Annotated in this window: 11 protein-coding genes; 9 read left to right on the top strand and 2 right to left on the bottom strand. The window is 41.8% G+C overall.

Annotated elements, in window-relative coordinates:
* Positions 1-196 precede the first annotated feature (196 nt).
* Both ACED45_RS23165 and ACED45_RS23160 read left to right on the top strand, forming a co-directional pair.
* Entirely contained in the window at positions 197-679 is a 483-nt protein-coding gene (locus tag ACED45_RS23165) for a hypothetical protein (RefSeq protein WP_371715121.1), read from the top strand.
* A gap of 15 nt (positions 680-694) precedes the next feature.
* Entirely contained in the window at positions 695-1,123 is a 429-nt protein-coding gene (locus tag ACED45_RS23160; protein ID WP_371715120.1) for a DUF2787 family protein, read from the top strand.
* Positions 1,124-1,166: 43 nt separating this feature from the next.
* Here ACED45_RS23160 and ACED45_RS23155 read toward each other — a convergent pair whose 3' ends face one another.
* Positions 1,167-2,039: a helix-turn-helix transcriptional regulator gene (locus ACED45_RS23155; protein WP_371715119.1), complete on the bottom strand. Its 873-nt coding sequence runs from the start codon at positions 2,037-2,039 to the stop codon at positions 1,167-1,169.
* A gap of 234 nt (positions 2,040-2,273) precedes the next feature.
* On the opposite strand from ACED45_RS23155, the gene ACED45_RS23150 reads away from it, so the two are divergent.
* From ACED45_RS23150 to ACED45_RS23120, 7 genes are all read left to right on the top strand, one after another.
* Entirely contained in the window at positions 2,274-2,540 is a 267-nt protein-coding gene (locus ACED45_RS23150; RefSeq protein ID WP_371715118.1) for a hypothetical protein, read from the top strand.
* 172 nt (positions 2,541-2,712) lie between these two features.
* A complete protein-coding gene (locus tag ACED45_RS23145; protein WP_151417464.1) occupies positions 2,713-2,937 on the top strand; it encodes a hypothetical protein in 225 nt (74 codons plus the stop codon).
* 182 nt (positions 2,938-3,119) lie between these two features.
* Positions 3,120-3,842 (top strand): hypothetical protein, encoded by a 723-nt coding sequence (locus tag ACED45_RS23140; RefSeq protein ID WP_371715117.1) that lies wholly within the window; start codon positions 3,120-3,122, stop codon positions 3,840-3,842.
* A gap of 46 nt (positions 3,843-3,888) precedes the next feature.
* Positions 3,889-4,278 (top strand): hypothetical protein, encoded by a 390-nt coding sequence (locus ACED45_RS23135; RefSeq protein WP_371715116.1) that lies wholly within the window; start codon positions 3,889-3,891, stop codon positions 4,276-4,278.
* Between the two features lie 267 nt (positions 4,279-4,545).
* A complete protein-coding gene (locus ACED45_RS23130; RefSeq protein WP_371715115.1) occupies positions 4,546-5,301 on the top strand; it encodes a hypothetical protein in 756 nt (251 codons plus the stop codon).
* A gap of 39 nt (positions 5,302-5,340) precedes the next feature.
* Positions 5,341-6,369, top strand: a complete 1,029-nt coding sequence (locus ACED45_RS23125; protein ID WP_371715114.1) for a DNA polymerase — start codon at positions 5,341-5,343, stop codon at positions 6,367-6,369.
* Positions 6,370-6,381: 12 nt separating this feature from the next.
* A complete protein-coding gene (locus tag ACED45_RS23120; protein ID WP_371715113.1) occupies positions 6,382-7,845 on the top strand; it encodes an ATP-binding protein in 1,464 nt (487 codons plus the stop codon).
* A gap of 1,045 nt (positions 7,846-8,890) precedes the next feature.
* Here ACED45_RS23120 and ACED45_RS23115 read toward each other — a convergent pair.
* A complete protein-coding gene (locus ACED45_RS23115; protein WP_371715112.1) occupies positions 8,891-9,808 on the bottom strand; it encodes a hypothetical protein in 918 nt (305 codons plus the stop codon).
* Between the last annotated feature and the right edge of the window lie 147 nt (positions 9,809-9,955).

Below are 9,955 nucleotides of genomic sequence, written 5' to 3'. Positions count from 1 at the left end.
GTATTAGTACGACGACGCCGACGATGAGTCGGGGGGATGTTGAGGGAAAGACAGGAACCGGACAGGAAAAGACAGGAAGAAGTCTCTAGGCGTAATAAGTCTCGAAATGAATTTATATTATTGAATTAGAATAACTTTTACCGATTTGTAACGGTGAGGTTCTTCTTTCTAGTTCAATAAATAAAGGAAAGTTTCTATGAACCAATCTAAAGGCAGTACAGCGAATACAGAAGCTGATGCATCTAAAGCCACGTCAAAACACAATCCATTCTCTAACATCCTCAAATCAGGGGAAGCAGACAAACTAGGTTCAAAATCTCAAGGGAAAGTTCTCTACGAGGTTGCTCAAAATATTGAGGATAAACAACTCTACTTCCGGATTGCAGGTCAGACAGGAGGGGCAGGGTTACATTCAAAACAATGGATTCCATGTTCTAAGTTATTCGAGATTATCGAATCTCAGGGTGATAAACCATGGAAAAGTCAGGTCTACAAATCCCTCTATTCTTCTGGCTCCGCTAACAATCAGGGCTTCTGTGCCGCTATCGTTCGTGGCCTAGGTTTAGCCGTGAAAGCTGAGTCGTCTATTTACCTACATGTCGTTTCAGAGAAATACCAAGATAGGAAAAAGGAGCTTCTCGATCTCGTTAATCACATCAAACCTACCCAGAAAAAATAACAGAAGGATCTCATTATGAATTTAGTCTTCGATAAAGAGCGTCTAGTGCTACCAATTAGTACCGACCTTCAAGATGTAATTAACATGGTTATTGATCGCTCTAAGAAACTAACCCCGTCAACCCATGCTGTAACTATCAACTTTCGAGATTCGAGCTATAGCTCTGAGGGCGGTGGTTTTCACCCTGCTGAAATCCGTATCACTAGACTCAATGACCAGTGGACTTTCGATTACATCACTGACTTTAGTTACTGTGGATTGATGCCTGAACTTGAGAAAGAAATCGACTTTGATTTTGGTCATGGTGTGGCTTACATCCGATACATGGGGGAAGTTCCCATTATTGAATCCAGTGTCGCAGAGTTCTATTCGATGTGGGAAACCAACTTTCTAAGCTACGTCGGGATGGACTGCTTCGATGAAATAGATGTTTCGATAGGTTAGGGTGTCGTCGTCGACGTAATGACGACGCCGTCGATAAACCTACTCATGAACAAGTCGCTAGATAGGCTTCAACATCTCTAACCAAGGCTTGTTTTACCCATGACGGAGATATTACATCGATATCAGGCAGCCAAGATTTGAGGACTGGCATTAATGCGTGAATATCTGATGTCTCAATGCTTATAAGTGTCGAGCCATAACCCAACTCTTTCAGCACTTGAATTGCCATAGGTTGTTCTAACTTCTGGTAATCATCAATTCGACTAGAACCAACCTGAGCGATGACCTCTACAATACCCTGAGTATTCCAGTGTAATTCTTCTCTGATTAGTTTCTCGTTGAAGCTAGGGGAGGGAGTGTAAATATCATCGTGTTGAACTAACTCTGCAATCTCCGATACTCGAAACGAATATGACTGGCTCCTAAGCACTGAAACCAAATGCCAAATTCCATGTTCGTTAATGAGTTGGTAAGGCTCAACCCGATGATAACGACGACGCTGACACGTAAAGGTCAGAGTGTTTCGCTGATGAATAGCGTTCGCAATGATACGTAATGTTGTCTGAAAGCGACTGGAATCTTCGATAGGTAAATGACGGAACAGAATAGATTGTGTCTTATGGCTTAGCGCCTGAGTCATGACTGCTCTATCTGGAAACAACTTATCTACTCCCATACTCGATAGGGAGTTCAGAGCTAAATGAGCTTTAGGGTTACGATGATCTAATTGCTTTAAGAAGTAATATCCGTCCTCTCTTTCGATAGGTAGAAATGCCAGTCGACTGAAATCTCGAAGTACAGTTCGTTCATGTACTCCAAACTCCTGCTGTAAGTCGATAAGGCTCAGTTTCTCTCCTGAATGTAATCGGGAAGGTATCTGACTCAATCGGTAGGCTAACTTCTCACTCTTATTCATATCACCAATGATGTACTGATTCGCTGACAGGTAGTGTCAGTCATCATTATTTCCCGATAGTCATGAGTAAGTGACCGATTTTGTTATAGGTTTCATAGCCCACGAAACCTAAGCCCTGCCGTTATTCCTCAAATTAATTTTACCAACTGACACCACCTGTCAGTCCACACCTTCAAACTAATCAACAGATGTCTTCTTAGAAAGAGGGCATGCAATCCTTAAGGAAAAACAACAATGAAAAAATCAATCATCTTGCTAGGTCTAACTTCGCTATTCGCATCTTCGGTATTCGCAGGTGGTACGTTCGGTGGTAATCCGGGCGATATCTCGAAAATGAAAGAGCTACTAGAGCCACAATGGAATGGTAAAGCAGGTATTCAGAACACATCATCTTATGGTGTCATCGTGCAATGGAAAGCCGATGTCTGCGGAACAATGAATGGTCATGTTACTGATGTGACTCAATGCAGCCCAGACACCCCGAAAGGTAAAGCACAATAAGGTTTGTTGTATTGGTCAATTTAGCTCGACGTTGGTGTAAGACTTGGAACTCTCGACATTAACACTGGACTAGGTTGAACGGTATAACATCACTAAGGGTCATGTTCTTCATTGAGCATGGCCCTTTCTTTGTTTAGTGCAATGAAAATTGCAGGGAAATAGAGGTAATACAATGATGAATTTCTTAACACTGGGTCAATCATCGCTACCGATGAAAGCGATTGAAATTGAGCGCGAGTATCCAACTAAGGTAACTATAAAGCCAAGTGCCAGTGGCGCGGAAAAAGGCGCGATGATTGGAATGTCATTAGGTGCAAGAGTTGGAGGGGGCAAAGGAGCTGCTATAGGTTTAGTTGTTGGTGGGGTCACGGGGGCTATTGTTGGGCCTGAAGATTAATGGAAGTTGAGTAACACGTTTAATTAAAGAAGATAGCTAGAATAGTTACCTTCTTTTTATTCTGTTGACGTCGTCGACGGCTAAGGATGACGACGCCGTCAATGAAATGAGGCATCTGCCCTGTAAATCTGGACTACTAGCAGTACAATTCGCGTCCCTCAATTTCAGAATAGGTATTACTGATGGCTAACTACTACAAAATATCAGAAGACGACCCAGACTTGGAAGTGTTTGAAAAGCTTATTGCTGATTTTCATCCTTGGTTTAAACGCTTTAAGAAGAAAGCTAGAGGGAGACCTAGTTACGAACATATGAACTTTTGTCAATGGGCTTTTAAGAAGGGACAACTACCGGGAAATGACGATGACTATTGCCCTTTTGCTTTTACTTTTTTTAACCAAGCCCATGTGAATAACTACCTTTTCGATTGCCAGTTGTTTTTAGAAAAACCTTATGGACGAAAAAAAGATAAGGGAATTGAAAAGCTTAAAAACAGTTTTGAAACGCTAGTGAAGAAAGAAGACTCGGAGCTAACTCGTTCATTCTCTTTGTTGGTTGAAGAAAGCTGTGCTATTTGGACTGGTTTAATACGAGAATATGTAATACACGGTAAAGGTGCATATATTGATCGTGAACTAAAAAACTGGATTGCTGAGAAGTGTCAGAGCATAAGGGATCGTTTGATGGAACTATCTAAATCAGATGAACTTGATATTGGTGAGCTGAAAACTTTGGACTCACATGGTCGATATGGCATGCTGGCTAAAGTTCTTTTACAACAATATACCGAAATATTGCCTGGACGTATTAAAATCTTCACTGTTTTCTGGGTCAATGAGGTAGCAAGTGGGAATATTAAAAAAGCTGAAGATGAAGGGTTAGGCTTAAAAAAAAGTACCATTTAAAGGACGAGAGTATCCACTGTATATCGATGTAGTTCTGGCTCATCACTTGGTTAAGCAGTTGAAGCACAGACCAGAAATGCCGTCATCACCTACCGATCATATCTATAAAGAAATCAGCTCAAATAAAACAGCTAAGTCACGTGATCTTCGAGCACAATATCGCTGGCTGTTTATTAAAGCGTGGCTTTATTCCTATTTAAAAACTCGTGATTTAACCTTGTCTGATGCTGCTAGGTGGGTATCTGAGAAGGATGCTTTCTTTTACATGTCAGACATGCCTAAGCTAGCTGACTTTGAAAAAGAAGTGCACAAGGAAGAAATACTAGAAACAAGATTCGTTGACCTAAAAAATAACTTGTCTGCATGGGCGAATGATAAGTCAGAGAGCGGATACATCTATAGTCAGATTTTGGCTAACAGTCACGACCAAGCATAATTCATATAATCCTGATTCAACTAAGAAGAGAAGCCATCGCGCTTCTCTTTTTTTTATGCCTCAACAAAACCGAGCGCGAATGACAGCTAATAAAAATCAAGTTCTATACATTAAGCACATAGCAGAGAGATACAGCGTTAGCAGACAGGATTAAGACAAACCTGAGTGCGTATGACAGCTATCAAATTCGACTTGTTATTTAATAGAAATCAGCCAAGAGCAACGGCTCTGGTGTAATTAAATTATATCTTATAAAGGAGAAATACAATGGGTTTTCTAAACAATCTAAAAAGCAACACTATTCGTATCGCCGCAATTAAAAAGCCAATGTCAGCAAACAGTATCAACCTAATGGCATTTGCTGATGATGCTGCATTCAACTCTGAACTCAACGTAGCCAAGCTGGCTATCATTGAAGAGTACGAGTCGGAATCCGGCATGAAGAAGACCTACTTAGTAGAAGCAGAGATCGCAGAGCAGCTTGATCCTAAGCACTTCACCGTGAAGAACCTACACATTCTGGTTTCAATGGCGGGTGAGATCCGAATTGCATTACTAAGCGATATGCCAACGAACTCATGGAACCGTTCTAAGTTAGCCGGATTAGTAGCTGCTTCCAGAGGTAATGCTGTCTCTTTCAAGCGAGACAAGCTGAGTAAGGTGTATACGTGGACCATCCATTGCGACATCGAAGCCATTGAGATTGATATGGCGAAGGTAGATGCAGTGTTAACGGAGACCTTTGTTGGTGAATTTACCATCAGCTCAATGGAGCACCCTGTGATCAAGAAGCTGCTGGAAAAGGACGAATCTGTTGACGTCGTCGACGTAGATTCACTGAAGGATGACTCTGACAGCACCGTCGACGTCGACGCTAAAACGGAATCAACTCAGCCGAGAATCCACCCTGAATTTTTTAGAGAGGGTAGTGATCTTGATCTGCCAGAAGATTTTGATGTCTTAGATGAGGATGGCATCGAACTGGATCTCGATGCACTGGAAATAGAAGAAATTACAATCTGAGCTGTCGCAGCGAGATACGCCTTAGAGAACGATAGTTACGTGCTAGACCAACGGCTGAAGCATCATTTAGCTGCTGGTCAGCTACCAGCGGATCTTCTCAGTCAAGTTAGGGCATTAAGCGTTAACGTTTCTGATGCTACTAGAGGCCGTATTACTCGCCATGTGCAACATCTAAATCATAGAGAAAGCATCCGTATTGACTATGGATCACTAGAAAAAAGGATACGGAAGTACTCAAAGACAAACTCTAAGCGAAGTCAGGCGATTGCTAAGACTCTGAAAGGGATTGAAGCCAAGCTAACACGTAATGAAGCGGGATATTGGCACAGGCCATATGTATCACCATTTCATACTAAAACTGGCAGAGATTGTGCCCTAGGTTCATCACTGAATCAGATACCAAAAGAGTATTGGCCTCGCTTGTTATCAGCGCCTAAAGGAAGCGTGTATGTGCTGCTTGATTACTGTCAACAAGAGCCCGTTATCGCCGCCTACTTAGCCGGATGCAAAAAACTATTGGAATGGTATGACAAAGGGGACATTTACGGGCAGCTAGCTGGAGCACTGACTCAAAGCAAACTGACCAGAGAGCAAAGTAAACAGCTATTGGTAGGCCGTCTGTATGGAATGGGCTTTAACACCATTGCGGAAAAACTGGGTGTTTCTCTGGACTTAGCTAAAGAGTGGTTAAACAAGCTCAGTTGCCTGATTTACCCGATAGAGCCATATCTCGATGCGCAAGCACGAGACATTAAAAAGCAGGGAGAAGCACATTCACTGGGTTGGCGACATGCCGTATCGGACAGTGATAGCTATCTCTCGCTAAGAAACTGGCAAGTACAAGCCACAGGAGCAGACATCATGCGAAGAGCCTGTATCAGCTTGGATGAAGCCAATATACCGCTGCTGCTCACCAACCACGATTCATTCTTGGTGAGGCTAGAGGCTGACAAATTTAATGAACAATTAGATCAGGCCATCAAGGCACTAACCGTCGCCAGCGACGATGTTTTGATGGGTTTTCAGTTAAGAGTAAAGGTAGAAATGCATCTACCTTACAGAGATTAAAGGGTTTAAAAAATGAGTACACAATCGCAAGCAAATATCAGCGACTTCTTCGGCCAGTTTAGTGCAGATAACCTGAAACAAGATGACAGCCGAAACGTGTTATTAGTTGAGCAACGTAGTGAACTGAAAGAAGCTGTATCACCGAAGACACCGAAAGGTGAGCAAATCATCAGAAAAAAAGCGAGACGATTAGGCTTACGCCTTCAATCCAAAGACGTTAAAGAGATTACCGAAGAGTTAGATGCAATGGCTTGGGATTATGAGCAGAAGCAGATTGCATCTTCAATCCGGTACGCTCTGTCTGGTGATGGTGAGTCGAGCATCATTGACCTTAACAATGGCCACATTGTCCAGCTAAATGCAGAGAAAGTTGAAGTACTTGATACCATGCCAACAGCAAATCAGGATGTGTACTTCAGCCGTCCAAGCTTTCAGCTAGAAATGATGAAGCCGGACTTGAGCAAAGAAAACTTTGCTGAAGGTCTTAAGAAGCTAAGGCAGTTCATCAACACCGATACAAATACCTTTTTCTTGGTGGTAGCGTACATTACGTACTTAATGGCTCATCCGAAAGCTAAGGGTGTTCCGTACCCAATACTAATGATTCAAGGTGAGAAAGGTGCAGGTAAGAGTTTCTTCTGTAACAACGTACTGCGTGGCTTAGTCGATCCTAGTTCGATATCTGCACTTGCTTTGACTCGGAAGCAGGATGATTTTGTGATAACCATTAACGGTATGTTCTTAGCTGTCTTTGATAACTTAAGGTCGCTGACTAAGGCTCAGAGCGATTTGCTATGTACTACTGCGACGAAAGGCAGTACAGCCAAACGTACACTGTACACCACATCAGAATTGACATTGATGGAGTTACACAGCCCTCTGGTACTGAACGGCATTCACGATTTTGTTAAGGAATCAGACTTGGCCTCCCGTTGTTTGCGTGTATCGTTACATCCTATGAAAGAGCAAGAACGTAGAGCTGAGCAGGAGTTAAAGGCAGATCTAGCTGCCGCAATGCCTGAGATATTTGGCTCATTGCTGAAACTAGCGTCTAAGAGTATGGCAGAGTTACCGAATGTTGAAGTTAAGTACGCTGCAAGAATGATGGACTTTTCTAAGTGGTTGGCTGCTCTTGAACGAGTATTGAACAACATAGAGGAGGGTCAACTTCAGAAGGTGTATAGAGCTAACGTGAAGGCGCTAATGGCCTCTGGTACCGCCGACGACAGTCTGACTATTGCTTTGAAGAAACTAATTGAAGAGACTGGTAAAGGTAAAGCATGGAAGAGTTCGTCATCAGCATTGTTAAGTAAGCTTAACCAATTCGAAGATAGTATGTACTTACCTAAAGGTGCAGGAGCGCTTTCTGCAAAAATTAAAGGTCAGGAAAGCAGTCTGAATGCCAATGGTATTTTCTTCAAAATTGGTCGAGATGCAGATCGTTATATAGCGGTATCTGATACACCATTCAACTAATCAATCCCCCTCTTTGGTGCTGGTGACTTAAGTCACTGGCAGCTTACAGGTTGAGTCATTTCGTTGTCGTTGTCGACGCTTAAAAAGTGTAAGCCGACGACGGCAAGGGATTAAATATGACTGTACAGTTGATCGTTGAAATTTCTCCTAGCTCTTTTTTAGTAAAAATATGCATAAGTCACTAATTGCATTGTGGTGAAAGTGTATATTGATTTTTTTGTAAGCATTGAGGTGCGTATGGCTAGATATTATGTGAATAAAAATCAACAAGCGAATGGCGATCATGAAGTACACAAACAAGGGTGTTCGCGAATGCCGCTAGAGCATAATCGAGTTTATCTTGGTGAGTTTGCATCTTGTAGTCCAGCTGTAGTGGCGGCAAAGAGAACATACTTAAGAGCGAATGGTTGCTACTACTGTTCTAATGCATGCCATACAAGTTGAGAGATGAAAAATCGACAATTTTGCAACAATCGCTGATAATAAACCTGCTCTACCAACAACAAAGTCGGGGAATAAATGGGAAAAAGTGAAGCGAACACCAGATAGTAAGCGGTAGTGCTGTAGGGACCTTAGGTGGTCCCTTTTCTATTCCTTGATGTATCTTCCACGGCCAGCTTTAACTAAATAAATATCTCGTTGATATCGATAACACATCCATATTGCATGAATGAACAAGATAAGTTGAACCCAAGGTACAATAGGTGAGGAGGAAAAAACTGATGCGCAAAAGTAGACGACAAAGTTGAACAGCATTAAAGATAAAAGCTTTAATGTTCTATAGTTTACTCGCAGGGTGTCAATTCGACGTCCATTAGAAGCATCTGACATTCCGCTCAATATCGATATGTATACCATTCCACTAGCTAGCGACCAATCTCCAGACTGAAATAGTCCTGGCCATAGGTGTGTCCATGACATAATTGGCGACTGGAACATCACCAGCACCTTGATTGCTATCATTAGACCAAGAGGTAATAACGTATATAACACATTCGTTCGAGCAAAAACCTCTTCGTCGTGGAGCGATCTATTCTTGACGGTGTTAGTCATCTAGAAGCCTATTTTGATAATGAGTTGCCCAATACGGGTCATAGACTTTGTGAATTTTAGCGTTCTTTACTTTTGTTTCTTGTCCGTGTCGCCATACTTCATATTGAGAATGTACTTTCATAGATATCAGCCATTGGAACTTAGTTTGATATTCACCTATAAACGTCTTATCTAAAATAGGGGCTTCATATACTAAGCCAATTTGTGAGCTTCGAACTAGCCACTTATCATCACCTTCTTGAACGGGCTTAATGATAAGAACAGTTTCCTCTCCATTATGATCATAGGTTTTACAATTAAAGATAGCGCTAACACTTTTTGATACTTTGAAGTCACAATCAACAGATATTTTGGGGCCAAAATTGTCATCATTTTGTGCGGTTATAGAGAACTTTTCTCCAGACTTTCTTTTATTATTACCGCTAGATACTTTTTTAGCTGCTTCAGCAATGTCTACGTCAGTAATGGCCTGTAGTTTTCCTGAAAAAAAGTCGTCTGCTATGTCTTTTTTGATTTGATTATCTTTGATTGCTTGTTGGAAGCTCTTATCTTGATGCCAGTCAGCCCGAAATTTATCGTTCTGGCGTTCTTCTACACTTCTGTAATATGAAGCTGAATCGCCATCAGACTCACCGCTAAATTCATCAAGTAGCCCTGTTGAGCTGTTGGCCAAGAAAGATTTGCAAAAGCTAGTAAGTGTGTTTCTTATACTACCTTCTTTAAGTGAATGAAGCTTTAGTCCATCATAATCGGCAATGTCTAAGTTTCGTACAATGGCTTTTTCAACTATCTCATATGCTTCTACATAGTCGGCCATTGCCCTGAAAACATTCGAAAGGTCGGCGCGTGTTTTTTTATAGTCGTAGTAAAACTCAATCGTCGTTACATCGTTCATTGTGATATTTTTCATAGCAGGAGGTGTGCCTATTATTTCAGTAACTTCTCTTGATAGTCAAAGGAATGCATAGCATATTGCTGTATGGAGTGTCCTTTTTATGCTCGCCTGTCTTTCCCTCAACATCCCCCCGACTCATCGTCGGCGTCGTCGTACTAATAC

This window comes from Vibrio crassostreae (genome assembly GCF_041439375.1).
Classification (GTDB): domain Bacteria; phylum Pseudomonadota; class Gammaproteobacteria; order Enterobacterales; family Vibrionaceae; genus Vibrio; species Vibrio crassostreae_D.
The sequence above is the reverse complement of the archived record's forward strand: the minus strand, read 5'-3'. Positions and strand labels throughout refer to the sequence as shown.